The 25,201-nt window shown below is 35.7% G+C and carries 27 protein-coding genes and 1 tRNA gene; 4 read left to right on the top strand and 24 right to left on the bottom strand.

The window, feature by feature from the left end:
• Positions 1-15: 15 nt before the first annotated feature.
• The 14 genes from LB449_RS08190 to LB449_RS08255 form a co-directional block, all read right to left on the bottom strand.
• On the bottom strand, positions 16-1,446 hold the full coding sequence (locus tag LB449_RS08190) for a hypothetical protein (RefSeq protein WP_224454609.1): 1,431 nt from the start codon (positions 1,444-1,446) through the stop codon (positions 16-18).
• A 2-nt stretch (positions 1,447-1,448) separates the two neighbouring features.
• Positions 1,449-2,279, bottom strand: a complete 831-nt coding sequence (locus tag LB449_RS08195; protein WP_224454610.1) for an alpha/beta fold hydrolase — start codon at positions 2,277-2,279, stop codon at positions 1,449-1,451.
• A 70-nt stretch (positions 2,280-2,349) separates the two neighbouring features.
• On the bottom strand, positions 2,350-3,879 hold the full coding sequence (locus tag LB449_RS08200) for a class I adenylate-forming enzyme family protein (protein ID WP_224454611.1): 1,530 nt from the start codon (positions 3,877-3,879) through the stop codon (positions 2,350-2,352).
• A complete protein-coding gene (locus LB449_RS08205) occupies positions 3,876-5,378 on the bottom strand; it encodes a sodium/pantothenate symporter (RefSeq protein WP_224454612.1) in 1,503 nt (500 codons plus the stop codon). Before LB449_RS08205 ends, LB449_RS08200 begins: the two co-directional genes overlap by 4 nt.
• 200 nt (positions 5,379-5,578) lie before the next feature.
• On the bottom strand, positions 5,579-6,385 hold the full coding sequence (locus tag LB449_RS08210; RefSeq protein WP_224454613.1) for an HAD family hydrolase: 807 nt from the start codon (positions 6,383-6,385) through the stop codon (positions 5,579-5,581).
• A gap of 200 nt (positions 6,386-6,585) precedes the next feature.
• Positions 6,586-6,831, bottom strand: coding sequence for a hypothetical protein (locus LB449_RS08215; protein WP_224454614.1), 246 nt, complete (start codon positions 6,829-6,831; stop codon positions 6,586-6,588).
• Between the two features lie 3 nt (positions 6,832-6,834).
• Positions 6,835-8,091: an NAD(P)/FAD-dependent oxidoreductase gene (locus LB449_RS08220; RefSeq protein WP_224454615.1), complete on the bottom strand. Its 1,257-nt coding sequence runs from the start codon at positions 8,089-8,091 to the stop codon at positions 6,835-6,837.
• Between the two features lie 89 nt (positions 8,092-8,180).
• On the bottom strand, positions 8,181-8,858 hold the full coding sequence (locus tag LB449_RS08225; RefSeq protein WP_224454616.1) for an aspartate/glutamate racemase family protein: 678 nt from the start codon (positions 8,856-8,858) through the stop codon (positions 8,181-8,183).
• A gap of 25 nt (positions 8,859-8,883) precedes the next feature.
• Positions 8,884-9,243 (bottom strand): zinc ribbon domain-containing protein YjdM, encoded by a 360-nt coding sequence (locus tag LB449_RS08230; RefSeq protein WP_317196213.1) that lies wholly within the window; start codon positions 9,241-9,243, stop codon positions 8,884-8,886.
• Between the two features lie 81 nt (positions 9,244-9,324).
• Positions 9,325-10,101, bottom strand: a complete 777-nt coding sequence (locus LB449_RS08235) for a carbonic anhydrase (protein ID WP_224454617.1) — start codon at positions 10,099-10,101, stop codon at positions 9,325-9,327.
• Positions 10,094-11,095, bottom strand: coding sequence for a c-type heme family protein (locus LB449_RS08240; protein WP_224454618.1), 1,002 nt, complete (start codon positions 11,093-11,095; stop codon positions 10,094-10,096). Before LB449_RS08240 ends, LB449_RS08235 begins: the two co-directional genes overlap by 8 nt.
• A 312-nt stretch (positions 11,096-11,407) precedes the next feature.
• Positions 11,408-12,079, bottom strand: a complete 672-nt coding sequence (locus LB449_RS08245; protein ID WP_224454619.1) for a peroxiredoxin — start codon at positions 12,077-12,079, stop codon at positions 11,408-11,410.
• A gap of 400 nt (positions 12,080-12,479) precedes the next feature.
• Positions 12,480-13,328, bottom strand: a complete 849-nt coding sequence (locus tag LB449_RS08250; RefSeq protein ID WP_224454620.1) for a TolB family protein — start codon at positions 13,326-13,328, stop codon at positions 12,480-12,482.
• A gap of 63 nt (positions 13,329-13,391) precedes the next feature.
• On the bottom strand, positions 13,392-13,565 hold the full coding sequence (locus LB449_RS08255; RefSeq protein WP_224454621.1) for a hypothetical protein: 174 nt from the start codon (positions 13,563-13,565) through the stop codon (positions 13,392-13,394).
• A 195-nt stretch (positions 13,566-13,760) separates the two neighbouring features.
• Here LB449_RS08255 and LB449_RS08260 point away from each other — a divergent pair, with 195 nt between their 5' ends.
• Entirely contained in the window at positions 13,761-15,680 is a 1,920-nt protein-coding gene (locus LB449_RS08260; RefSeq protein WP_224454622.1) for a DUF294 nucleotidyltransferase-like domain-containing protein, read from the top strand.
• The gene (locus LB449_RS08265; protein ID WP_224454623.1) at positions 15,680-16,279 is read left to right on the top strand and encodes a 3'-5' exonuclease; all 600 of its coding nucleotides are present in this window, start codon (positions 15,680-15,682) and stop codon (positions 16,277-16,279) included. The genes LB449_RS08260 and LB449_RS08265 overlap by 1 nt, the downstream gene beginning before the upstream one ends.
• A 50-nt stretch (positions 16,280-16,329) precedes the next feature.
• On the opposite strand, the gene LB449_RS08270 is transcribed toward LB449_RS08265, so the two are convergent.
• From LB449_RS08270 to LB449_RS08305, 8 genes are all read right to left on the bottom strand, one after another.
• Entirely contained in the window at positions 16,330-16,704 is a 375-nt protein-coding gene (locus LB449_RS08270) for a macro domain-containing protein (protein WP_262901853.1), read from the bottom strand.
• 4 nt (positions 16,705-16,708) lie between these two features.
• On the bottom strand, positions 16,709-16,858 hold the full coding sequence (locus LB449_RS08275) for a macro domain-containing protein (RefSeq protein ID WP_224454625.1): 150 nt from the start codon (positions 16,856-16,858) through the stop codon (positions 16,709-16,711).
• A 53-nt stretch (positions 16,859-16,911) separates the two neighbouring features.
• Positions 16,912-17,979: an AI-2E family transporter gene (locus tag LB449_RS08280; protein WP_224454626.1), complete on the bottom strand. Its 1,068-nt coding sequence runs from the start codon at positions 17,977-17,979 to the stop codon at positions 16,912-16,914.
• Positions 17,980-18,079: 100 nt separating this feature from the next.
• A complete protein-coding gene (locus LB449_RS08285; protein ID WP_224454627.1) occupies positions 18,080-19,243 on the bottom strand; it encodes a baeRF7 domain-containing protein in 1,164 nt (387 codons plus the stop codon).
• A 433-nt stretch (positions 19,244-19,676) separates the two neighbouring features.
• A complete protein-coding gene (locus tag LB449_RS08290; protein WP_224454628.1) occupies positions 19,677-20,273 on the bottom strand; it encodes a beta-class carbonic anhydrase in 597 nt (198 codons plus the stop codon).
• Between the two features lie 149 nt (positions 20,274-20,422).
• Positions 20,423-20,746 carry a hypothetical protein gene (locus LB449_RS08295; protein WP_224454629.1) on the bottom strand — a complete coding sequence of 108 codons (324 nt, stop codon included), beginning with the start codon at positions 20,744-20,746 and terminating at the stop codon, positions 20,423-20,425.
• A 43-nt stretch (positions 20,747-20,789) separates the two neighbouring features.
• The gene (locus LB449_RS08300; protein WP_224454630.1) at positions 20,790-21,113 is read right to left on the bottom strand and encodes a hypothetical protein; all 324 of its coding nucleotides are present in this window, start codon (positions 21,111-21,113) and stop codon (positions 20,790-20,792) included.
• Positions 21,114-21,433: 320 nt separating this feature from the next.
• Positions 21,434-21,709 (bottom strand): acetyltransferase, encoded by a 276-nt coding sequence (locus LB449_RS08305; RefSeq protein ID WP_224454631.1) that lies wholly within the window; start codon positions 21,707-21,709, stop codon positions 21,434-21,436.
• 325 nt (positions 21,710-22,034) lie between these two features.
• Between LB449_RS08305 and LB449_RS08310 the strand changes: the two genes are divergently transcribed.
• Entirely contained in the window at positions 22,035-23,270 is a 1,236-nt protein-coding gene (locus tag LB449_RS08310) for a PorT family protein (protein WP_224454632.1), read from the top strand.
• A gap of 336 nt (positions 23,271-23,606) precedes the next feature.
• Here the strand turns inward: LB449_RS08310 and LB449_RS08315 are convergent.
• Both LB449_RS08315 and LB449_RS08320 read right to left on the bottom strand, forming a co-directional pair.
• Positions 23,607-23,680 (bottom strand) — tRNA-Arg (locus LB449_RS08315).
• Between the two features lie 59 nt (positions 23,681-23,739).
• Complete coding sequence (locus LB449_RS08320; RefSeq protein WP_224454633.1) at positions 23,740-24,189, bottom strand: GatB/YqeY domain-containing protein; 450 nt, start codon at positions 24,187-24,189, stop codon at positions 23,740-23,742.
• Between the two features lie 133 nt (positions 24,190-24,322).
• On the opposite strand from LB449_RS08320, the gene LB449_RS08325 reads away from it, so the two are divergent.
• On the top strand, positions 24,323-25,126 hold the full coding sequence (locus tag LB449_RS08325; protein ID WP_224454886.1) for a sulfite exporter TauE/SafE family protein: 804 nt from the start codon (positions 24,323-24,325) through the stop codon (positions 25,124-25,126).
• Positions 25,127-25,201 lie beyond the last annotated feature (75 nt).

Genomic DNA, 25,201 nt, shown 5'->3' on the forward strand with positions numbered 1-25,201 from the left:
AAGTACATAGGGTATTTATTGCCCTGACACCAAGTGCGACTTTATAGAGGAAAAAAGTCCTGGAAAGGTAAATGAGAGTCTTTCCAAAAAATCAGTGAAGTCCAAACGTCCCTTTTTGGAGAAATTTTTGGTTTTTTCTGAAGTTTTTATGAAATCTTTTTTCAATTTTTCTTCGGAAAAATTTCCAACCATGTAGTTGGCAAGACTATGATACCAATGAATTTTAGGAATGAAATCTTCAAGATGCATCACATCAGCTTCTCTTTCTATCAAGTTATATTTTTTGATAGTTTTCAAAACATCTGAGTATTTCTCTTTAGTGATCAGCAACATCAAATAACTAGAAAAAAAATGCCTCCAACGGTGTTCAAAGACATCCTCGTTGTTGTCATTTAGAAAGTTATTAGCAAAATTTTCAGCAGCATTAAGTCGCTTGTTCCTTACCAAGGTTCGAATATAGTGTGTTGCAAAGCCTAACTTATGGTGATGATTATGAGTCTTTTTATATAGATCAAAGTTTTCTACTATTAATTCTAAAGCTTCTTTATTTTTTTCTTTTTTCAACAAAATGGCAATTAAATTATTGAGATAGAAGAGTTTATCACTGTTCTCTTGTTTTACAGAGAGGTAAGCATAATATTCTGCCTTTTCCAAATCTTCAAGATTGGAATGAAGTATAACTCGGTTTGCGTAATAATTGAAAAGAATACGGCGGGAATACATCAACCCTTCCTGGAAGTATTTATCGACTTGGTCAAAAATCGAAGTGGCCTTTTCATATTCCTTGTAATTGAAATACAAAAACACCAGTCTAATAAAAGCATTGTATCTATTGAGTCCGTCAAGGTTTTTACTTCGCATAAATCCCAGAAGTTTTTCCTCCCAGTGCTTTGTATCATGGCTGCCGCTAGTATATTGACGTGTAAGATCTTTGGTTGCAAAAAAAAGTTGCTCTTTTACGTCCACAGCTATAAGGTAATGGTCCCGATTGTCTTTCAAAAAGGATTCTGTCAATTTGCAGTCTTTATATCGAAAACGGATCAACAGAAAATCCTGATACTCCCTTACCAACTCATAAAACTTCTGAAAAAAGAAGGAAGTATGCGTGTAGCTTGTAATCTGGTTTAATAAGTGCTGTTCCTCAAAGGGTTGTATGGTGTCGGTTAAAATCTTATTTTCTATAATCGAGAGGTAGTTGAGATGTCCGTCTACATCTTTACTTTCCAATTTTTTAGAAATCCATTTTTTTATATAAGTATATTTTCTTTTGTCAATATTTTCATCAAAATCATAAGAAACCACTAATGAGCTGGCATTGGAGCAAACCGTATTAAGAATAGATTCTTTCTCCTTATCCCTTATTTTATGATCCTTTAAAAGGTATGAAGCTTCGTGAGGAAGAATTCCTTCAGCAAAATCATTAAATATCTTCAGTTTAGATTTCATTATTAGTTTAAAAATTCCGTAATCAAAGCATTCACCTGTTTTGACTTCTCAAAGTTTACAAAATGTCCAGCTTCGTTAATCAATTCAACTTTTAGATTTCGTATATTTTCTTTAGCCGTTTTTACTAAGGAAGCAATATCTTGGGAAGGATGAAAAAATGTATTGGGTATTAAAAGATCATCTTTACCGTAAATCATCAAGACAGGAATTTCAATGTCGGACAACCTACCGATGATCGGTTCTTCCAGCATCGCATGAATATTATTCACAACGACTTCAGAATAAATTTTCATGTCATCAGCGTTCTTCATCTCAATTCGTTCACGAACCATGAATTCAGCATCTTCAGGAAATTGGTGGAAATTCATTTTAAAATTATTCCTGATTTGTTCTGGTGTGGATTTTTCAACCATCTCAGCAGTGTAAGAAGCTTTCATCAGCGCTGCTTCATTCTCTGAGAATGTTTCTATGCCAGCAGGAGCAATCAGCACAAGACTTTTGAAATTATCCTGAGCGGCCAACAGCGTGTGAACTGCGACCTGACCTCCCATAGAATGACCTACCAAAACCACATCATGAAGGTTCTTTTTTTCGATAAAGCTATTTAAAAAATCAGCATAGTCTTTCAGGGAATACGTCGTGCTGTTTTTTGTGGACTTTCCATAACCCGGAAGATCTATTGCTATACATCTGTACTCATTCTTTAGTCTTGAAATATTTTTATTCCATGACTGCAAATTGCTGGAAAGTCCGTGAATAAACAAAAGTGTGTTTTCTCCTGAACCGACATCCACAAAAGCAATTTTTTCGTTTTCTATTAAAATTTTTTCCACGTTTTCCTCATAGTTTAAAATATCACTAATCTGGTTCTGGCTTAAAGCGCTAAACCAGAACAATAATAGGCTAATACGAAAAATTCTTTTTATCATTATTCATTTTTTTAAATGCGACTTTCAATTCGTTTTTATTGATTTTTCCTAACCCTGACTTAGGTAACTTCTCCATAACTATAATCTGTTGGGGAACTTTGTAGGAAGCCAGGTTATTCTTCAGATAAGCTCTTATCTCTTTTTTCTGAAGTTTTTGATTTTGAAGCACAACAAAAGCAACTCCAGTTTCTCCCCATTTTTCATCCTCTACTCCAACGACTGCTGCCTCCATAATTCCATCTATTTGGTAAAGTGTTTTTTCAATTTCTGAAGGATGAATGTTTTCTCCACCAGAAATATAAATCTGATTTTTTCTTCCAAGAATGTACAAAAACCCATCATCATCTTTGGTGACAACATCCCCAGTGTGTAACCACTCATCTTTAATCTTTAGGAGTGTATAAGAAGTGTTGTTCCAATATCCAGGAGTTACAATTTGGCCTCTTATGCAAAGCTCACCTGCTTCGTTGTTACTCACTTTTTCATTTTCATCGTTTACAATCTTCACATCCACGTAAAAATTAGGCTTTCCTATCGAGCCTTTTTTCCACAAAGCTTCATGCCGGTGCAGAGAAGTAATGGATGGACCTGCTTCTGTAAGTCCATAACCCTGACTGATGAGAATTTCTTTTTTCGCCCAGGCATCTATTAATTGAGTCGACAAATTTTCTCCACCTACAATGAAATAATTGAGTTTTTTTGGCTTGAATGCGGTAAAGGCTTTAGAGTTTACCATCATGCGAAGCATTGTAGGCACTGCTAAAAATAAACTTATCGGTTGTTCCTGCAAATAGCTTAAAACTTTTTCAGGTTTAAATTTGCTTATAAAATCTACTCTTGCTCCTCGATGAAGCATGGGTAATAATAAAACATTCCATCCTGAAGTATGATAAGGAGGCAATGCGTTGAGAGTATGGTCTGCAGAAGTTATTTCTAGTTGAATAGCTGTATTGAGATTGTTCCAAAGCATCATCTGGTTGGTGTAAATGACTCCTTTAGGTTTTCCTGTTGACCCTGAGGTGAAGAAAATAAATATGGGCTGCTCCTTTTCTATTTTAAAATCTGGTTCAAAATCTTCTAAACTTATTGTTTGAGCTTTTTCAAAAAAACTCCCAAAAGAAATAATCTGAGTGTTAACCCTCTCTTTTAAATCAAGAATTTGTGTTTCAAATTTGACATCTTCGGCTATAATGAGAGAAGGACTCACGTCTTTTAAACAATGAAGCATTTCAGTAGATGTATACCGGTAGTTGAGAGGAACCAGAATAATACCCAAACGCTGCGCAGCGATAAAGAGCATTAGGTATTGCGGAGAGTGTTCTGCTATCACCGCCAATCGGTCTCCTTTTTTGAGCTGAAATCTATTAAGAAGATAACTGCCAATCTTCAATGAATTCTTATGGAGTTGCAGGTATGAAAAAGACTGTTTGGTATCCAGACTAAACACCGCCTTTTTATGCGGCGTGTACGATGACCATTTCGATATCCAGTCCAGGTAATTCATGCTTTCTTTTTACTCAATAAATATAGAAAATTAGCCACAATAAAAGATATTACAATGGCAATAGCCGCGGAGACTCCCGGATTATTTACGGGCTCTTGCATGTACTCTGTGATTCTACCGTAATAAATTATAAAATGAAGTGCTACAGCAGAAAAACTGGCGATAAAAACGGCTGTTTTTTTTACTTTTTTAAAATATATTCCAAAAAGTACAGGCACAAAAGCAGCAGCGAAATAGGCGTAAACTCCATTTTGAGCAAAAATGGCAACGCTTACATTTGGATTAACTATCTGATCGTAGCTTAATAAAAAGCTCGCTATAGCTAATGCGACAATCACCATCTTATTTAATGCCACGCCACTTATATTTTTTACAGCAGGAAAAAGTGGTGTGATAAGATCTGTACTTATTGTGGTAGAAAGTGATTGAATTAAATTTTCTAATGTTGAGAGTCCTGCTGAAATCAAACCCGCCACGATAATGACACCAGCACCCGCAGTGAAGGTTTTTACGACATAAGCAGAAACCAGTTCATCCATTTGAAGCGGAACACCATTCAACGTGAGATCTGGAAATAGTATTCTGGCGTACAACCCAACAATAACAACCATAAAGAAAAGAATCATGCATATAATGGCGATCACAAGATATTGATTCACCGACTTCTCACTCTTGAGAAAAAGAGTTTTAGTAATGATGTGAGGCTGACAAACAATGGCAATACCAATTACAATCTGACAGAAAATAATCTCAAAATAATCTCTGAAGAGAAAACTTTTTTCATTTGTAGTCTTGACCAGATTCGGATCAATACTTTTTAATGTAGCCACAAATCCATCAAAGCCTTCGTTGAAGTAGTCTGCACCTGAAGCAAGAAGCATCACAGCAACTATAAACATAAGAATTGCCTGAATAGAATTGGTGTATACCATAGAATTGGCGCCACCAAACATCATATACCCAAATACAAATACAACCAGTCCCATAAGTACCCAGAAGGGTTCCAAATTAAGTGATTTGGAAATAATCTGAGTGAGTCCGACACAAATGAGAACAATAAAAGTAATAAGCAAAAGAGAAAGAATTGCAAAAAATACAGTCATGGCTTTACTATCGTAACGTTTACCAATCCATTGTGCCATGGTAACGGCCTTAACTGTCGATCCATATTTTTGAAAGGCTTTCGTAAAAAAGATGAGTGATGCAAAAATGGCAATCGGCATAACGAATCCAAAAGATATAATTCCTGAAAATCCATAAAGCGCAATAAATCCAGGATTAATAATAAACGTTGCAGCACTAGTCATGGAGGCTGCCAGAGACAAACCAACTGCCCAGGCAGGAAATCCTTTACTGCCTATTGCAAAGTCATTGATGTCCTTTGTTTTTATCATTCCTCTAACCACGAAGAAAATGATAACTATTGCATATATAACAAGTAAAATAGTGACGTAGGTGGACCAAGTATCGCTAGCAAACATATGAAGTATAAATTTCAAATGTGAAATTAGAGTTAAAAAACTGATTCCACATCCTCACTTAATGAATATCAAAGTGTGACCTATTAAAATTTATACTTAAATATATATTCAACTTCAATAATAACGGGTAAATATATAAGTGCGACTTCATTATGAGATACATCGTAAGTACTATAAAAAAACATACATCAGAAAATCCTCAAATGAAACGATCTAATTTAAGAATTAGGAGAAATCAGTTGTTTTAAAACGGACTCTACTCCAAAATCATCATTAGTTGAAGTGTGGTAATTGGCTACATTTTTCACGTTGGGATGTGCATTGGACATTGCGTAGCTAAACTGAGCTAATTTCAACATTTCAATATCATTGTTATAATCACCAAAGACCATAGTTTCTTCGGGAGTAATGTTGAGATGCTTTTGAATTTGCTTCAAAGCATAAGATTTATTTGTCTCTTTATGTGAGATATCCACCCAATTTTGACTAGAAACAGTAACTTGAAATCGATCTGTTATATCTATAACTTTGGGGTATATATATTTCTCTGAGGACTTAAAATGGAACACTGCAATTTTTACAAAATCATCATCTTCTACTTGCGTCAAATCTTTTACATGGCTCACCTCCGAATAATAATTACGAAGTGTAGTAATAAATTCTGAATCATTGGATTCGATATAAGCTGTTTTTCTTCCACATAAAACGATGTAAGAATCGTCTACTTTTCTTAAATGTGTAATACATTCTAAAATTTCATCGCGATTCAGCTTCAGTAAGACTTTGGTTTCCTTGTTAAACATCATAATGGCTCCATTTTCTGCAATCACACTGATATCTTCTTTGATGGAGGACAACTTTTCTAAAATACTCTGAAACTGTCTCCCACTTGCTGCCACAAAATGAATGTCGTTTCTTTTTAATTGGTCGAACTGACTTAAAAACAATGAACTCACTTGATGTTCACTATTCAATAAGGTGCCGTCCATATCTGAAACCACGAGTTTTATTTTTGAAAAATCCATTTTTTATTTAGTATTAATAACTTTTGAAAAGTGTTTATTGAAATAAAGTTTGTTTTGCTAAGCTATTAAAAGATATATCACCCCAAAATTGATTTGACTTTTAATTCTAAAGTTTACATCAATTAATGTCAGTCTTATTCGTAGTCGGGAGTCGGGAGTCGGGAGTTGATAATCGATAATTAAAAAATTAACTTTGATATTTAATTATCAGATTTATTGAAAATTTGAAATTCCAATTTTGAAATCTCCCTAGCCCCGATAGCAATGTAAAGCCTGGAAGACGAATTGCTGTGCAAAACCCAGGTACAAAAAGCGACCAGCGGAAGCTCTTTTGGGACTTTTGGTTTTGCAAGCCGGCGAGGTCGGACTTGAAATGGATAGCGGGATAAGCTCCAAAAAAAAACAGAATCCTTTTGAGATTCTGCTTTTAAATTATTTGGTAACATAAATTATACTTCTACGCCTTTCATCATTTTGTTCCAATACAAGTATGGTAGACCATATTTCTTCAACATCCATAATCTCCAATGTTCTTTGGCTGAATTGAAGACTAACATCTGTTTTAGTTTTGGGTCTGGAGTGAAATTGCCTTCATAGTCAAATTCAGCCAGCGCCATCTTCCCATAACCAGTAACTAATGGACATGAAGAGTAGCCTTGGTAGCTTTTATTGCTAGCGGGTTTATTATTCATCATAAACATCAAGTTTTCTACAACTACGGGCACTTGTTTTCTAATGGCAGCACCAGTTTTGGCGGTTGGTAAAGCTGCGACATCTCCTAAACCAAAAATGTTTGGGTATTGATTATGTTGGAGAGAATTGATGTTCACATCCAACCAGCCCTCTTTGGTTACTAAATTAGACTCTTTAATAAATTTTGGAGCAGTTTGAGGTGGTGCTAAGTGCAACATATCAAATGGCATTTCAATAATGGCGTCGCCAGATATTTTTTCGCCAATGCTTTTGCTTTCATTTTCCACACATTGATTCTCATCGTCTCCTACATACTTGAAAGTGATAATTTTTTTATCAGCATCAATTTTGACTGGAGCATAAAAAGGTTTGAAATGCATACCATAACGATCAACCACTTTGGTAAGTGTATCCCGAATTTCTTTTACACCGAACAAAACGGAGCCAGGTGTAGCAAAAATGACTTGCGCATCAATTTTATTTTTTTTGAAATAATCTGCTGCTAGGTAAGCGATTTTCTGAGGAGCCCCACCGCACTTGATAGGTGTTGTAGGTTGGGTAAAAATGGCGTTCCCTCCTTTAAAATTTTGAAGGACTTCCCAGGTATGCTTGGAATCTGTGTAATTACTACACACCACACCTTTCCCCAGAGAGGATTCTAATCCTTCAATTAATGAAAGGTCCATGATCAAACCTGGTGCAACAACAAGATAATCATAACTGATGTCACCGCTGTTTTGGGTTTTAACTAAATTGTTGTCTGCATCAAATCCAGTGGCGTAATCTTGTATCCAATCTGCACCTTTAGGAATTAGATCTTTCATGGGTTTGGCGGTATCTTCATAATCGTAAGTTCCTGCTCCAACTAGCGTCCATGCAGGTTGATAATAATGTGTATCTGCAGGATCTATAATTCCAATCGACAGGCTTGGGTTTTTCTTTAAAAGTTGCGCTGACGTCATTATACCTGCGGTACCTCCTCCTATGATTAAAACTGAATATTTTGATTTCATGTCCTTAGTTTTGTTTAAAAATAACTAATTAACCCAACTCAGAACGTGACAAAAGTTACACAGGTTTTGATGTATGCTTAAATCTATAATTAATCAATTATAAAATCAACTGCCATTTGTATGTGTAAATCTGTGGTGGCTAGAAATGGTAATTTTGTTGTTTCATTTTTCAGCAAAATTGGTAATTCTGTACAACCTAGTATCACCGCATCTACTTCGTTTTCAAATGTAATAATAAGCTCCTTATAGAAGGTTTTAGCCTCTTCAGTAAATTTCCCCTGAGTTAATTCTTTGGAAACAAAGTGATGAGATTTTTCAATATCAGTTTCATCGGGAATCACAATTTCGAGGCGATGTTTGCTGGTTAAATAATCCTTTAAAAAGCCCTTGGTCATCGTAGGTTTATTGCCGAGTAAAAGTAACTTTTTGAAGTTGTACTTCTTAGAATCTTTAGCCACAGCATTCCCTATATGTAGAAACGGAATCCCTATTTTTGGCTGAACAAAATCCACAGCCATGTGCGGTGTGTTAGCACAAATCAAAAGAGCCTCAGCGCCTGACTGCTCCAAAGTCTTGGCGACTCTAAGGTAGGTTTGATTGATTTCATCTTCGTCCTGTCTTCTCATCACATCAATGTTGATGCTATAGAGCAGTAATTCTGGATTTTGCGAACCTCCCAGTTGGTCAGCCACCTTTGCGTTGATGTCCCGATAATATTCCAGTGTGGAGTGGTAGGATGTTCCTCCAATTAGACCAAGTAGTTTCATAAGAAATAGTTTGAATCTTTATTAGTTATGCTTTTTTGACAAATTCAGATTTTAAAGCCATGGCTCCAAAATCTTTAATTTTGCAATCGATATTGTGATCGCCATCTGTGAGACGAATATTTTTCACTTTTGTTCCTGCTTTCAATGGTTTTGAGAAGCCCTTCACTGGAAGGTCTTTTACAATAACTATGTTATCACCATCTTCAAGTACGTTCCCATTGGCATCTTTTATAAGAAGTTCGTTATTTTCTGCCTCGTTTTCTTCTGGTTTATTTTCTTCGATATTCCACTCAAAACTACATTCCGGACAGTTGTATAAACCTTGCCCTACGGAGTAACCATAAGGTGATTTACAATTTGGGCATTCTTTCATTTCTTCTGACATCATGATTTTGAAATATTATTTTAAGCTCAAAAATGCGATAAACCTTTTACTTCTTAGGCATTGATTAGTTTTTATTCTAGTCTAAAAAGAAGTCGAGTACACTGCTCTACCATGTTGAGGTTGCTCGTCCCTGTAATTGTTGATTGGCATCAGATATTTTAATAATTCTACTTGCTCAAGCGAAACTTCTATAGCTTGCTTGAACACAATCCAGGTCACTTTTTCAGAGCAAGGCGGCGTGGTGAGCGAACCCTGATACGAAAAATAGCCCCTGTTCTGTGGCAGATTTTGAGAAATATCAAAAGGGCGTTGTATCAATTTCATTTCTCCTTTTTGAATAGGAAGGTAACTTTCTAAAAGTTCAAAAGGTTTGCTGTTATTTCCTTCCTTAGCCATCACTGAAAGCACGACAAATTCTTTTGATTCATTTTGGTGAACCAAATGAATTTCCAGAGGATAGCGAACACCTTCAATAAGATGTTCTGCTGGTTCGTGAAAATGAAATTGTTTGAGATGAAAAGTATCCTCTTTATGAATCAAAAAATCACCTCTTTCAAAGTCATACTGAATGGAATGCCCATTATTGGCAACATCATGGAGTATTGTTTTTTCTGAATAATGCAAATCTATAGGCTCAAGGTCCTCTGCAACTTTATAATTTACAAGGTTAATTGGCGATTGGAAATTTCCATTACAATGGGTCTCACCTTCCAGCTCCGCCCAATGCTCCGGACCTGTTTCACCCTCATAACTCCAGTGATTTGATTTATCATTGGTTTCAACCTTTTCTTTTTTAGGTTGATCTTGACAACTTAAAACCAAAACAAGAACAGAAATAGATATAAGAAGTCTATTCATTTTTAGAAAAATTGATGCTCCACATCCCTCTAACTTCGTTCACCCCGTACCCAATAGCCTTATCTTGTGGATACAGCTCTTTGATTTTATCGTAAGTTTCTCTTTCGATTTCCTGACCTGGCGTCCCGTGGCATTTTAAACACATATCATTGGTGACTATAGGATAATAAAAATTTACATTTTCACCTTCTTCTACCACCATAGGTTCCGGTTCTTCCCCATTTTCTAATATCTGCTTGTAAAGCGAAATATATTCCAACTCTACCTCGTTGGCTTTATTTTTTGGATTTCTAAACTTATCGGAGACTCGCTTTATAATCGCGTTGTGTTTGGTTGCCATAGAATCGGTAAGTGGCATCGCCTGGACATTACAAAATGATAAGGCATGCAGGACGCCTTCTTTTTGTATAGCTCCCATCAGGTTTTTACCCAAAGTTTGCTTAGTAGATTTGGCATAAGACATACCGATTTCCGCATAGCTTTGCTCCGGTTCAGCCAAGCTCCCTACAGATTTCCCTTTTTGCTTGTATCCTTTACCATGATTCTTTTTCCAATGCTCTTGAAACCATTCCGGCTTTTCAATTTCATAATCGTACATAAATGCGGCGATAGCTTCAATATCTTTTTGCTGGTAAGGCTGGTAAGGCATCAATCCGAAACGCTTGACCGCTCCTTTTAGTTTTGCTTTTTCATGGGTGGGTTTTTCAACAAAATTCCATAAATCAGCAATAAATTCTTCTTTGGAATCCGCATCGCGGGTATATCTCGCTTTCAAAGCAATCATTGGTGGAGCAATCATGGATTTTTCAGCGGCTTTGGGACTGTGGCAGAGGTAGCATTTGTTCTGCATCAGGGTTTTACCTCTTGCTGCTATTTCTTCTGAATTTAATTCCGTTGACTTTAGTTTGATGTAATTATCATCCTCTTTTTGAGTTGACTTTTTGCAGGATGTCAGGCTCACGGCTATAACTAAAGCGATTAAGGTCCATTTCATGATATTCAAATTTAATAAAGCAATTTAGGCAGAGTCTATATATTGAATGGTAACTAAAGTTACAAGAAAGAATTTAGGTAATAGGCAACAGGCTTTTTAGAGAATTGAGAATTATGATTTTTTTATCCGTGAGTCGTGAGTCGTGAGTCGTGAGTCGTGAGTCGTGAGTCGAAAATTAAAAAAGGAATTTTGAAATTACAAGTTTGAAATACCCCAGATCCCGATAATATTGAAAAGCGGGAATAGCTCCAAACAAAAAAAGCGAAGGCTTACACCTTCGCTTTTAACAATCATTAAAACTTAAAACACTAATTAAAATTGCTTTTTGGCCAGATACCAAGTTGTTTTTTCAATAGAGTCATCTGCTACTCTTTCTTCGTAAGCCTTTAATGTTTTTGGTGGTGGCACTATTGCTTTTTCACCTTTTTTCCAGTCTAGTGGGCAAGCTGCACCATGCTCATCTGAGAATTGAAGAGCTTCCAAACATCTTAAAATTTCGTCCATGTTTCTACCAACATTTAGCGGGTAATACATGATCAATCTTATTTTTTTACTTGGATCGATAAAGAATACAGCTCTTACGGCTGCAGTTTCACTTTCGTTAGGCTGCAACATTCCGTACAGCTTGGATACCTTCATATCGATATCTGCGATAATTGGAAAGTCCATATAGACTCCCGTGTTTTGTTTTACACTGTCTACCCAACCAATGTGCGAGTGAATAGAGTCGATGCTCAATCCTAAAAGCTCAGTGTTAAGAGCTTCAAATTCTTTTTTCCTTACCGCAAAACCACTCATTTCAGTAGTACATACAGGCGTAAAATCTGCTGGGTGAGAAAACATTACCGTCCATTTGTCTGGAGCAAACTCAGACATTTTCATATTACCTGTAGTCGTTACCGCTTCAAAATCTGGAGCTTGATCTCCGATTCTTGGCATCTGAATTGGTTGTTCTGTTTTGTTTATTTCTTTTAAATCTTCCATAGTTAATTTGTTTTTTTATGATGGCACAAATATAAGTTTAAACTATAGTTTTTAAAGTAACGATAGTTACACAGAATAGTATAATGTGGAAATAATTAAAAAAAACTGATTTTATTGAAGTAGAACCTGAAACATCCTGAGTGGTCTTCAAATCAAGAATAAGGCTTAGGGAATGTTTTAAAACTTACTAAAGTAGTTGTTTGCTGAAGGCAAATCAAGCGTCTTAAACACCTTGATTAGGTTGAATAAAGAAATATTGTATACCATTACTAAGTTTAAAATTTGCTTTTTATAAAATCTTTAATTTTTAAAAACAAATCATCTACACACAGTGAATAAACTTTTCAGTAACTCCCGCAGATTTGATTTTACTTTTTGAACAAAACAATTCAGCAACGAATTACTTTTCATAAGAAACAAAAGCAAAACGTTTACCATCTGGCGACCAGGAGGGTACGTTTAGGCTTCCTTGTCCGCCGGTAAATTCGCATAAAGTAGTGATCGCTTGTGTTTTCAAATCGAAAAGTCTTAAGGCTACTCTTTTCAGTGGTGGGTGGGCATCGCCCTGATCTTTGAGATAAGATAAAAACACAAAACAAGAACCGTCTGGAGACGGGTGCGGAAACCAGTTAGAGTATGCATCTTGAGTAAGTTGTGTTTTTTCGCTACCGTCAACCTTCATCCTCCAGATCTCCATACTCCCCGATTGTATGGAGTTGTAGTAAATATAATGGCCGTCGTGTGAATAATCTGGACCATCGTCAAGCCATTCTCCATCTGTAAGTCGGCTCTCTTCACAACCAGAAATATCAATGCTATAAATATCAAACCCCTCATCACGTTTGGCTGTATAGACCAGAGTTTTCCCGTCTGGGGACCAGCCGTGCCAAAAGGAAGACTCCTTGGGCGTGATCAATTCTGGAGTGCCACCAGAGGCTGGGAGTCTATAAATTTTGGAAGTGAGCCAGTGTTCTTTATCCTTTGGTGGGACTGCATCAGCAGAGCTGATTACTATCTGTTTGCCGTCTGGTGAAATACCATGGTCATTATTCAGGTTTTTGACAAAACTTGTATCTAAATCTGTTTTTGCTTTAGTTTTCAAATTCAATTTAAAAAGTTTCCCATCACTATTCAGAAGAAGATACTCATCATCTCGACTCCAGTTGGGCGCCTCAAAATGACCGGTTTCAGTATAGATTACTTCCCTTTGGTGAGTGTCGAGATTATAAGTTTCTAATATGGATTTCATTTTAAAATAATTTAAAGGCATGTCTATATGCGAAGACTTAGAATTAGAAAGCCTTACTTCATATTAATCCTCATCTGACTTTTTCAATTGATTATACCCAGTGACTCCTGTAGCAATAGATAGAAATAACATAATGGGGACGGCGACTTTCCAAAGGGGACAAGAAAAATAGGCGCCGACCATTAGACCTAAAAATAATCCGCTTGCCCAAAATAAAACCATATGTTGCTTGATCATAAGTTTTTTTTTAAAGATATAATTTTTAAAAATTTTAAAATGGTTTTTATAAAATTTGAAAGCTTTACAGGCTTTCCTTTAAGAAGGAATGCAGTCCATCAAAACCTTAATTATAGGTATTCACTTAAGGAGTATTGATTTCTGCAAATGGTTTCTTTTGCTTAACTTTTACATCGAGTTCAAGTCCTCATTTAAATGGAAAATGTAATTGTAGAACGCGTTGCCGATTTTCTGAAGCTATATCCGCCCTTTCAGGATTTGAGTTCAGAAGATTTATACCTTTTGGCTACAAAAGTAAGAGTTCATTACATACCTAAAAGGAATTACGTGTTTAAGCAAGGAGATCCTGCACACAAGGAATTTTATGTGGTGCAGCAAGGAGCAGTTGGATTACGGTCAAAAGAGATGAGCTCATCCAACTGGATAGATATATGTGACGAAGGTGATATCCTGGGCTTACGACCATTGTTTGCAGATCAGACCTACGCTATGGAGGCCATGGCAAAAGAGGAATGCGTGTTGTATGCCATTCCTTTTGAAGCTTTTAAAGAGTTATTACTGAATAACAAAATGGTGATGGATTTTCTTCTGGAAAGCTTTGCTTCCAATACCAGGAACCCAAAAGCTTCAGAATCTAAAGGCAAACTACTCTCCAGCAATTACAATTCAAGCGAAGAGGCAAATTCAGAATTGGATTTTTTTCAACAGGCATTTTACACCAAAAATCCTATATGCCTCACTCCTACTAAAACCGTCCAGGAAGCCGCTTATATCATGAATAAGCACAAAATTAGCTCGCTCATTATTGAAGAGAATAAGCTCCCGATTGGTATCGTGACCGATAAGGATATTCGTCGTTGGGTCGCCAATGGTAGCATGAATAGTGAAGACAAATTAAGTACGATCATGTCCTCTCCTGTAAAATGCGTTCCTCCGCATGTCCATTTAGCCGATGTGCAGGGCTTGCTCTTACAGCATAAAATCGGCCATTTGTGTGTCACCAAAGACGGGTCTCAAGACTCTGAAATTGTGGGAATTTTATCTGAACATGACATTGTTACGGCGCAAGCCAATAATCCTATTGCACTTCTGAAGCAAATTGAACGGGTGAATCAAAAAGAGGATTTGACCAGAATTCGTAAATCTCTGAGTAGTCTTTTAAAGGCCTACCTCAACACGGGCTTACCGATGCCTTACGTTATGAAAGTAAGCCGATTGATCACGCAAGCTTTGATGCATCGGGTTATTGAATTAAGCCTAGAAAAAATAGGTGTTTCTCCAGTCAAATTTTCCTGGCTGGGAATTGGGAGCCAAGGCCGCGGCGAACAATTATTACTGACAGATCAGGATCATGCGCTGGTTTTTGAAGACGTTCCCGATGAAAAATTTGAAAGTACCCAGGCTTACTTTTTGAAATTGGCTGAAGAAATTAGCCGTATTTTCAATGAACTAGGCTATGAGTTTTGCCCGGCAGACATGATGGCCAGCAATCCAGAATATTGTTTGAGTCTGAGTCAATGGAAACAAAAGTTTTCAAATTGGATAGAAGAACCTTCATCTGAAAGCATCATGATGTGTAATATCTTTTTTGATTACGCCAAAGTGTATGGTGAAGATGAACTTTCGAAACAACTGAGTGAACATATTTTCAGAAAATTGAAGGGCAATCAACGTTTTTTCGCTTATTTAGGTGAAGATGCGGTGAAAAATCCACCGCCTCTAGGGTTCTTCAGACAATTTATAATTGAAGACGATGGCAGGCATAAAGATGAATTTGATGTCAAAGCCAGAGCCATACAGCCCTTGGTGGAGGCAGCAAGGGTTTTAATTTTATCTGAAGGTATAGAAGGTAAAAACAATACGATTGAACGTTTTGAAAAATTGATAGAGCTCGAACCTCAAAATGAAGACATCTACGCAGGATGTATCAAAAGCTTTCATGTCTTATCCAGGTTTAGAGCTGTCGAAGGCTTTAAACAAAATTCCTCAGGCAGGTATTTGGAACTGTCCACATTGAGCAAGAGTGACAAAATGAAGCTGAAGCGTTCTTTTAAACCCATAAAAGACATTCAACGCTTATTAAAAAACCGATTTCAACTCACTTATTTTCTCTAATGGGCTGGTTTAAAGACTTATTTAAAAAGAAAGAAGATTATCCTGAGTTTTGGCAAGCTTATGCAGCAGAATTTAAACAATCTGATCTTAGCCGAGTGATTGTTTTAGATTGCGAAACAACAGGGCTCAACCCAGTGGAAGATAAAATTCTATCAATTGGAGCAGTCGCTTTACATGATAACGTGATACATGTAGAAAATCATTTTTCTGTGTTTCTCCATCAAAAACTAAATAAACCTGAAAGTATTGCAGTCCATGGCATCGTAAAAAATAAGATGCAGCCCTTAACTTCTGAAAGCGATGCCATCAAGCAATTACTGAAATTCCTGGGCAATTCTAAAATCCTGGGGCATCACATTCAGTTTGACATTCAAATGATTAATACGGCCCTTGCAACTATGGGATTGCCTAAATTGAAAAACCAGGTAGCAGATACTAATGATTTATATTCAAAATTTAAAGGAGTTGATCAATCGATGCACAAAAGTTTAGATGAATTGTGCGATGAATTCAAGATCCCCAAGAAGGACAGGCATACTGCTCTAGGCGATGCATTTTTGACTGCGCAGGTCTATCAACGTTTAGTGATTTCAGTTTAACTTTCAAATTTAGTCTCACTTTGTAATAAAGGATTAAAATTCAAAAAAGATCATTTCTTATTACTAAGTGCCTTAAGATCGGATAGGATGTCCTGATGAATTTTTAAATCCTTGTCATCAAAAAGCACAAATCGTATGGTCTTGACCGCATTCAATTCGGGAATCACATCCGAAATCGTTTCAGAGGTAATTTTGGTGGCCTCTTTTGTAGGAAACCCAAAAGCAGCAGTCGATATCGCTGGAAAGGCGACGTAATTAATTTTTTTATCCTCTGCAATTTGCAAAGCCTTACGATAACAATTTGCTAAAAGCTGGTCTTCAGGTTGGTCTCTGCCGTAAACCAGGCCTAAACAATGAATGTCACAGTCGTTCGGCAATTGATGTCCTCCTGTAATTACTGCCTCACCGGGTTGTATTGGGACCAATGGTCTACATTCCTTCTCGAGACATGGACCCACCAGCTTTATATAGAGCACCTGCCACTCCACTGCTAATTATCAATTCTGCATTTGCTGCTTTAACAATAGCGAACACATCAGCTTGGGAGGCAACGTCTCCTTTTACACACTCTATTGTCATTCTTAAAATTGCTTTTTCCATACTCACCTATTCTATTTTGAAGTTTTCTTCAACTAATTTTCTTCTGAAGGCTTATCGTTTTCATAACCTATCAAAATCCCTAGGGGTTCTAATCCTGGAGTATGATCAAAAATTATTTTCATAATAGCAAACAGAGGAACAAATAACACCAAACCTGCAAATCCCCAAATCGCACCGCCCAGTACAATTGCTATAATCACAAACAGAGGACTTTGTTTGATCTCAGAACCTATAATAATCGGCTCAAGTACATAACTTTCTATCAGTTGTATCACCAGCACTATGGCTGCAAATGAAATAATCTCTGCAGAACTATCACTAAATACAACCATAAATAGTACCGGGAGTAATCCACTCACAAAAGGTCCGATGTAAGGAACAATTGTAATAAGAACGCCAAAAATGATGAGTAGTGCTGAATATTCCAAGTCATAAGCGAGGAATGTAATGGTATACATTATCGCCAAAGCTATCATCACCTGCACTCTACCCCATAAATACCTATTGGCTACAGTTTTTGATTCATTGATAATTTTTTCTGCGTTACTGTTATTATGACTAGAAGCATACTTCATGAAAAAATTGAAAAATTGATCTCGATACAAAAGGAATAAAAACACATATATCAACATGACGAGAAAATCCATCAGGATATCAACAAAATTATTGAACAAATTGGATAAATGTTTTTGTAACTCCTGGATCATCCCAAAAATTCGATCCTTAAAAACCTCTTCCTGCTGCTCCAGAGTAATGCCTGTTAACTGTACAACCTGCTCACGTAAATTATCAATAAAGCCTAATATATCTTCTTTTCTCTCTAGAAGATCACTCACGAAAATGCTGAATTGTCTAATCAATAAAAAGAAGAGTCCTCCAACTACCAAGAATAAAATAAACGTGCTGACAAAAGATGAAAGCATTCTCCCAAATTTAAATTTATTCTCAAAAACAGAGCTTATGGGGAGAACTAAAGTGGTGAAGAATATTCCAAATGTAAGTGGAATTAAAAATGAAGAGCCATAGTATAACCCTACGATTAAAAGAAAACAAAAGAATAAAACACTATTAATTTTTTGAAGTTTACTGCTTGAGGCCATTATCCAATTTTTGAATACATAAAACTAAAAAATGGCAGGCAACCCATGTTTTTAATCACATTATGACTACCTGTCATTTAAAATTTGATTTTAAAATGAATTAGTATCTATACACCGCATTTACAGTTTTATGATGCTCATCTGGCATATCCTCTTTTTCCATAATAAAAATGGTGCCTCCTTTTTCAAAAACTTTTATCGCGATAAGGTTAAGCAATGAGATGTTATTGTCTGTCAGGTCTTCTTGAATACTTGCTTCTTGGCTAGTATTGTCATAATGACCAAAGATTTCAGCTCCATTTTGCACAAATAAACTGTCAATTCTTCCTTCTATAGCAGACCTTATAATTGCATTTGTATCTGCGGAAGCCTTGCCAGTTCCAATATATTCTGAATATAGATTCAATTTATCCTCACGAGCTTTTTCAAAATGAGGCTGAAGTAGACTCCAGGCTTCTTCATGAAGTTGATCGATGTCTTTGTCCTCTGGATTTCCTGACACATGCTCATCGTGAAGGTTTTGGTATGTATTTACATCCTTGTAGATAGGAAATTGGAAATCCTGACAAGCCATTACAAATGGCGGCTTTTGGTCGTCATGAAGCATGGTCATAATACCGTCGTTCACCGCTCTAAAGTAACGTTTCATTTCATTTAATTCCTCAGCTTTTCCCTCTCCGGCTCCATGGTACATTCCAGATTTGCTGTCACCTTGTTGCCCAGACCGAAACTGAAGATTTTTCTGTTCAAAATCATACCCAACAACATCTTCTAATCTTGATGGGACATCTTCGGGAGTAATGACTTCTGTCATGGAGTAACGAGTTCCTTCATAGAATTTTACCATGTCATTTTTAAGCGATAAAAGGTAAAACAGGCCATCACCATTAAAAAGTGGCATCAGTGATTTGAGGTAAAACTCATCGGATACATAATTAAACTCTTTGAAATAAACAGGAACCGTGTAGGTTTTGAAGGTGTTTTCTGAAAGAAAAATAGCCAGTCCATCTGACTGATGTCTCCAAAATTCACTATCATTTACAAGGTCATATACAGGCTTAACTAATCCTTCAATTTCTTTATCACTTAAACCTCGCTTTTCTAACTTTGCTTTTGCATTTTTAAGCTGAGTTTTGAGTCTGATTTTATCTTGTCCATCCAAAGTTTCTGCACCAGCGCGATGAGTTGGTATATAAATAGAAACATAATTTGGACTTTGTTCGTTTGCTAATTTTAGAACTTCTTGTTTTGTTATCATTGCCATATTAGTAGGTTTTATAGTAATTAATAAAAATTGATCTTGTGATTATCGACAATTTCAAACTATGAAATACATAGTCCTTCCAATTATATTTAAGAATAATTTAAAGATAATTGAATGAATTAAGATTCTAAAATTTATGCTTATTAAATTTTTAGAGAATTCAACACAAAGTTTTACAAGTTTTTTTTGGTTTTGATTGGGGATGGGTTTGGATAGATCACTCGGAGCTAGTCTTTTGGTAATCTGATTGGGAACATGAAGGATTCTAAATAAGGGAAGCTTAGGATTATGTAAACTTCTTCAAAAATCAAAGTGTTTAAGGAAATAATTATTTTAACTAAAACACTACAATACAAAAAAAACTACATTCATGATGTAAAGGTTGATTTTACATCATCAATGTAGTTTTTGTAATAATTTCAATTATATCTTACTAGCTTGGTCTTCCTACTTCAGTAGCCTGAGAAATCTCATTTAGCTTTCCTGTGTGACAGTCATAAATATAACCATAAATAGCAATATCATTGGGAACCATTGAATTTTCCCTTATACGTTTGACGTCCTCAATAACACTTTTTTCGTTGTCGCTTATGGTTAACCAATTTATAAATCGTCCTTCATTGGTTCCGTCTTCAGCACCCGTATCATGCCAGCCGTTCTCATCAACTGTTGCTGGTTTTAGACTTTGAGAGAGTAAATCACCCATAATCTCGTTCGTAAACGTTAACATACCACAATCCGTGTGATGAATAACAAACCACTCACGAGTCCCCAGTAACTTATAGGATATAACCAATGAGCGAATTGCATCATCTGTTGCTCTTCCTCCTGCATTGCGAATTACGTGTGCATCACCTTCAGCGAGTCCAGCATATTTTGCAGGATCAAGACGTGCATCCATACATGTAAGAATAGAAAACTTTCTTCCTGGAGGCATAGGAATATTTGCTTTATCTCCAAAATTATTTGCATATTCCATATTAGCCTTGACGACTTCATTCACTACTTTACTCTTTGTTTCATTACTCATATCTAATATTTTTTATTTGGGGTCTAATTTATGGAACAAATCATTTCATCGACTTTAGAGCGTTAAGAAATAAGTTATTGTTCCCATTTGTTTATCTGAAAACTCTCAAGGTGATTTTAAAGTTTCAGTTGTCTATTTCAAGCTTTAGTTCAGTTGATTTTTTTGTAGCGTGCAAGTACTCGATAAATTCCATTTTTATATTGTGCCAGACACACTTCCTCATTATCAATAACTTCCTTATCGGTCACACAGTGTATTCTGCCATTTTTTCTGGTAAAGTTCCAATGGTCTGATACTCTATAACTCCCCTCGGGTTTAAAACTCCAATCGATTTGATCACTGGAATAAAACGATTCGCTGTAGGGTGATTTGGTAATCACATACCAACTTTTCATCCTTTTCTTAATTTCTTCTGGAATGTTATAGTTGTCTAAATCAATAATATTTAGATAAATTTCTCTTTTAAAAGGCATTAAGATTCAATGAATAATGAAATCGAATTATTGAAATTATTGGTTATATGTTCTTTACTGATTTTTCTGCATGCTCCTTTGATAAGAAGCTTTTTATGTAGAGGTTATAAAAATTATCTTTTGAAAACGTTGCTGGTATTTTCTTTTCATCTACGTGACCAATGATTTCGTTAAAGTCATTTGTGAGTAGTAGCAATTGATTTCCAGTTCTTAGATGATCGGCTTCATATTCAAAAGTCCACCACAGCCCCTTATCCTTATTTAAAGATTCTTTGTACGTGATTAGGTAATTTAGTAAATCATCATGGCTATAATGAAAATCATTAAAAGATCGATTTTCATCTTGAATCTTTAGTTTTACCAGCATAGTTTGAAAATTTATTTTCTGTTACAGTATAATATTGAAAATAATTGCGGTAAAGACTTATTAGGGTTTAAAAATTAAAGTACTTTTTTATAAGTTTCAACGGATAACCGATTTAGTAGCTGATATTGAATTTTTTAAAATTAATATCCGTTTGGGTTTAGAAAATCACATTTTAGTTAATAGTCAATTCGCTCTGATACTTTTAATTGTTTTTAGCTTTATTTTTGATCACAACTATGCCTATAAATTGGACTAAACGCATTAAGCCTATTTGTTTTATTTAAAAACGAAATTGATTACAATTCCGTAAATTTTAAAAGTTATTTCTTACCTCTGTAGGCTAAAGAAATCCTATTGTGCTCTATAAGCAACTGTTCGTCTCCCTTATAGCTTTTTAATAAATGAATGACGTGGTCGAATTGTTCTTCACTTATGTTTTTATAGGCTGGGGCCGGTACGACATCTTTCCATTTAGCTTGCATAGTGTTGTCCAAAGCAATACGCCAATAACAATGATTATCAAAATTCAAATGTCTGTGAATTTTTGGTAACTCATTTCCTAGACTAAAATATAATTTTCTCTTTCCTGTATCCATAGCTAATTCTTATTCTAAAAGAAGCAAAATAATTTAATGCACGGATTTAGATCATTAAACAATTGAAATTAATTTCCTCAATTTTTGATAAGACATAGACTTTCGAAAATTTCGTTTTCGTTTTCGTTTTCGTTTCAGTGAACGTTGTACATTTATCTTAAATAAAATACTTAATCGTGTAGTGTCTAAATTATTTTTAGTTTGATTCACAACTTAGTCTGTATTATTTTAAGTAATTAATCAAAAAAAAATCCAAACTCAATATTTTATTAACGTTTATTTTATATTGCTCAACTAAAAAATATTAATTAAGTTAATCTATAAAATGACTTATAAAATTTCAATCCTCCTTTTATTTTCTTTCTTTTTCACTAGTGCACAAAAAGATTTTAAATCAGGCTATTTCATTGCTGATGGAATAAAAACAGATTGTTTAATTGAAAATAAATTTTGGAATTCTAGTCCCGATGAGTTTGTTTACAAACTCGATAAAGATAGTCCTACCAAAACACGAAATAAATTCAACACCAGTGAATTTGGCTTAAATGGTTATTTTAAATTTATAAGTGCTGATTTAGATATTGATGAAAGTAAATGGGAAACTGATAATTTAGACTACAATAGAGAACCTGAGTTTGAAAAGAAAAGGGTCTTCTTAAGATTAATTATTGATAGTGAAGTCAAATTTTATAATTACACAAGAGGCAAAAATATAAAACGCTATTTCTATCAAATTGGAAATTCTGATATTGAGCAATTAGTTTACAAGAAATATTTAATAAGAGATAAAAACAAACAAATAGGAGAAAATGATGCCTATAAACAATGGTTGTTTAATAATTTAAAGTGTGAAGATCAGTCTCTAAATGATGTCGAGAAATTGAAATATAATGAAACTAGTCTTAAAAAATATTTTATAGAATATAATGAGTGTATAGGAGCAGAAATTAAGTTCATTGATAAAAAACAAAAAGTAGATTTTTTAAAATATCTTGATTTTAGTTTTTCTCTAAAAGGAGGAGTTGAATTTGGCTCAACCAAGGTTGTAAATGCGTTGAGAGAAAACCTAAACACTGATTTAGGCAGCAGTGAAGCTTTTCGTTATGGGGTGGAAGCAGAATTCTATTTGCCATTTTTGAAAAAGCAATTTTCTTTTTACTCTGATCCGAGTTATCGCTCAATTTCTATCTCACTATCTATTCCTGATGAAAGATTGACTGGAAATCTTAAGAATGTCAACTATAATTACAGCTCATTTGAAATACCACTTGGCATTAGATATTATTATTACTTCAATGAGGCTACACAACTATTTCTAAATTATGCATACGTATTTGATAATGTGGGTGATGATTCTTCTGTAGAATTCAGTAGAGCTGATGGAACAAGCCTGGGAGGTTTTAGTAATTTGAAAACAAATGAAAGTCAATATTTCGGTGTAGGTTTAAGAGCTTTCGATCGCTTTAGTGGTGAATTGAGATTCTATACCAACAAGGACATAGGACCAAATATTGAGTATTCAAATTCAATTACCCTAGTGGTTGGATATAAAGTTTTTTAGGTAGTGAATCCAGTTGCATTACACGATACAAATACAACTGAAGATTTTAAAAAGTCATGGTATCTAGAACATAAAAACACTCAAGCAAGCAACTTTTTTCTTTAAAAAAGAACCCACTTCGTGCATCCCAAAGCGTTCTGCTTTGAAAATCAAAACACCCCATTTAAAACTTCAAGCAAGCTTGGTCTTAAATTAAGAACAGACACGGTTCTCAATTAATAGTAATACGTAAGGATTCACTTCGTGCATCCCAAAGCGTTCCGCTTTGAAAATCAAAACACCTTATTTAAAATTTCAAGCAAGCTTGATTTTAAATAAGGTGTTTCTATTTATTCGTGACCGCGGAGGGATTCAAACCCCCAACCCTCAGAGCCGAAATCTGATGCGCTATTCAGTTGCGCCACGCGGCCTCAAATTCCCGCGAAAGCGGAAATATATTTACATTGCAAAATTACAATACTAATCTATCTTAAGACAAGTTCTCTTTTACAATTTTAGAAATAGTTTTGCCATCAGCTCTACCGGCAAGCTTTTGCGTAGCCAAGCCCATCACTTTTCCCATGTCTTTCATCGAGTCGGCGCCGGTTTCAGCAATAATAGCTTTTACCTCCTTCCCCACTTCCTCTTCACTCAATTGTGCTGGTAGAAATTGTTCGATGATTTTAGCCTCTTCCAATTCTGCATCAGCCAGATCTTTACGGTCCTGCTCCAGATACAAGTCAGCACTATCTTTTCTTTGTTTTACCAGTTTTTGAACCAACTTCAACTCATCCGCTTCACTCATGTCTTCCTTATTGGATGAGGCGGTTTTAGCCTTCAAAATTTCACTTTTTATAGATCTTAAAGAAGCTAAAGCAACAGAATCTTTTGCTTTCATCGCTTCTTTCATTTTAGTCATTACTTCTTGTTCCAGTGCCATTATCTATTTTTTGGCTAAGATAATTAATAATCTTTCAAAATCAATTGAAAGCCCTACTTTCAATGTAACCAAAGTTACTGCCTCAGCTTTAGTTGCGTTCTACATTTGTATTTTAAAAAAGGAAATTTACCTCATGGAAATAATAGAGATATTAGGTTTTTTTGGAGCACTCATCATAGGAATAGTTCTTGGGCTCATAGGAGGCGGAGGCTCAATTCTTACAGTTCCAGTGTTGGTGTATTTACTCATGGAAGATCCGGTCACAGCAACCGCCTATTCGCTTTTTGTCGTGGGTACAGCAAGTTTGGTGGGCGCCGTGCGCAATATGCAAAAGGGTCTGGTGGACATCAAAACAGCCACCGTATTTGCCATTCCGGCGTTTATTGCCGTTTATGCGACACGAAAATATGCAGTTCCCGCCATTCCTGACTCCCTTTTTACCGTTGCCGACTTCGAAGTGACCAAAGACGTAGGCATCATGCTGTTTTTCGCACTGATTATGCTTTTGGCCTCTTATTCCATGATCAAAAACAAAAAAGAAGAACTGAACGATATAGAAGTGGAGGTCAAATACAATTATCCTCTCATCATAGTCGAAGGAATTGTCGTTGGATTCCTTACGGGAATTGTAGGCGCAGGAGGAGGATTTCTTATCATTCCAGCTTTGGTGTTGCTTGCCAAACTCCCTATGAAAAAAGCTGTGGCGACCTCATTGCTTATTATCGCCGTCAAGTCCTTAATTGGGTTCTTGGGCGACGTCCAAAATATAGATATTGAGTGGTCCTTCCTGGGAATTTTCACCGGACTCTCCGTCGTCGGTATTTTTCTAGGCATCTGGCTCAACAAATTTATCGACGGCAAAAAGCTTAAAAAAGGCTTTGGCTGGTTCGTCCTCCTCATGGGCATCTACATTGTTTACAAAGAGTTCACCGCTTAAATCAGAATAATCTTCAGGAGCTATTCCCGCTATCCGTTTCAAGTCCAGCTGCATCTGCTGGCAAAAACTAGAAAG

The organism is Psychroflexus lacisalsi (genome assembly GCF_020164495.1).
Lineage (GTDB): Bacteria > Bacteroidota > Bacteroidia > Flavobacteriales > Flavobacteriaceae > Psychroflexus > Psychroflexus lacisalsi.

Excerpts from the sequence above, each read along its gene's own strand:
- LB449_RS08190 (WP_224454609.1), bottom strand. The coding sequence starts at position 1,446 with ATGAAATCTAAACTGAAGATATTTAATGATTTTGCTGAAGGAATTCTT.
- LB449_RS08200 (WP_224454611.1), bottom strand. The coding sequence starts at position 3,879 with ATGAATTACCTGGACTGGATATCGAAATGGTCATCGTACACGCCGCAT.
- LB449_RS08210 (WP_224454613.1), bottom strand. The coding sequence starts at position 6,385 with ATGGATTTTTCAAAAATAAAACTCGTGGTTTCAGATATGGACGGCACC.
- LB449_RS08215 (WP_224454614.1), bottom strand. The coding sequence starts at position 6,831 with ATGTTACCAAATAATTTAAAAGCAGAATCTCAAAAGGATTCTGTTTTT.
- LB449_RS08220 (WP_224454615.1), bottom strand. The coding sequence starts at position 8,091 with ATGAAATCAAAATATTCAGTTTTAATCATAGGAGGAGGTACCGCAGGT.
- LB449_RS08225 (WP_224454616.1), bottom strand. The coding sequence starts at position 8,858 with ATGAAACTACTTGGTCTAATTGGAGGAACATCCTACCACTCCACACTG.
- LB449_RS08230 (WP_317196213.1), bottom strand. The coding sequence starts at position 9,243 with ATGTCAGAAGAAATGAAAGAATGCCCAAATTGTAAATCACCTTATGGT.
- LB449_RS08235 (WP_224454617.1), bottom strand. The coding sequence starts at position 10,101 with ATGAATAGACTTCTTATATCTATTTCTGTTCTTGTTTTGGTTTTAAGT.
- LB449_RS08240 (WP_224454618.1), bottom strand. The coding sequence starts at position 11,095 with ATGAAATGGACCTTAATCGCTTTAGTTATAGCCGTGAGCCTGACATCC.
- LB449_RS08245 (WP_224454619.1), bottom strand. The coding sequence starts at position 12,079 with ATGGAAGATTTAAAAGAAATAAACAAAACAGAACAACCAATTCAGATG.
- LB449_RS08250 (WP_224454620.1), bottom strand. The coding sequence starts at position 13,328 with ATGAAATCCATATTAGAAACTTATAATCTCGACACTCACCAAAGGGAA.
- LB449_RS08255 (WP_224454621.1), bottom strand. The coding sequence starts at position 13,565 with ATGATCAAGCAACATATGGTTTTATTTTGGGCAAGCGGATTATTTTTA.
- LB449_RS08260 (WP_224454622.1), top strand. The coding sequence starts at position 13,761 with ATGGAAAATGTAATTGTAGAACGCGTTGCCGATTTTCTGAAGCTATAT.
- LB449_RS08265 (WP_224454623.1), top strand. The coding sequence starts at position 15,680 with ATGGGCTGGTTTAAAGACTTATTTAAAAAGAAAGAAGATTATCCTGAG.
- LB449_RS08275 (WP_224454625.1), bottom strand. The coding sequence starts at position 16,858 with ATGACAATAGAGTGTGTAAAAGGAGACGTTGCCTCCCAAGCTGATGTG.
- LB449_RS08280 (WP_224454626.1), bottom strand. The coding sequence starts at position 17,979 with ATGGCCTCAAGCAGTAAACTTCAAAAAATTAATAGTGTTTTATTCTTT.
- LB449_RS08285 (WP_224454627.1), bottom strand. The coding sequence starts at position 19,243 with ATGGCAATGATAACAAAACAAGAAGTTCTAAAATTAGCAAACGAACAA.
- LB449_RS08290 (WP_224454628.1), bottom strand. The coding sequence starts at position 20,273 with ATGAGTAATGAAACAAAGAGTAAAGTAGTGAATGAAGTCGTCAAGGCT.
- LB449_RS08295 (WP_224454629.1), bottom strand. The coding sequence starts at position 20,746 with ATGCCTTTTAAAAGAGAAATTTATCTAAATATTATTGATTTAGACAAC.
- LB449_RS08300 (WP_224454630.1), bottom strand. The coding sequence starts at position 21,113 with ATGCTGGTAAAACTAAAGATTCAAGATGAAAATCGATCTTTTAATGAT.
- LB449_RS08305 (WP_224454631.1), bottom strand. The coding sequence starts at position 21,709 with ATGGATACAGGAAAGAGAAAATTATATTTTAGTCTAGGAAATGAGTTA.
- LB449_RS08310 (WP_224454632.1), top strand. The coding sequence starts at position 22,035 with ATGACTTATAAAATTTCAATCCTCCTTTTATTTTCTTTCTTTTTCACT.
- LB449_RS08320 (WP_224454633.1), bottom strand. The coding sequence starts at position 24,189 with ATGGCACTGGAACAAGAAGTAATGACTAAAATGAAAGAAGCGATGAAA.
- LB449_RS08325 (WP_224454886.1), top strand. The coding sequence starts at position 24,323 with ATGGAAATAATAGAGATATTAGGTTTTTTTGGAGCACTCATCATAGGA.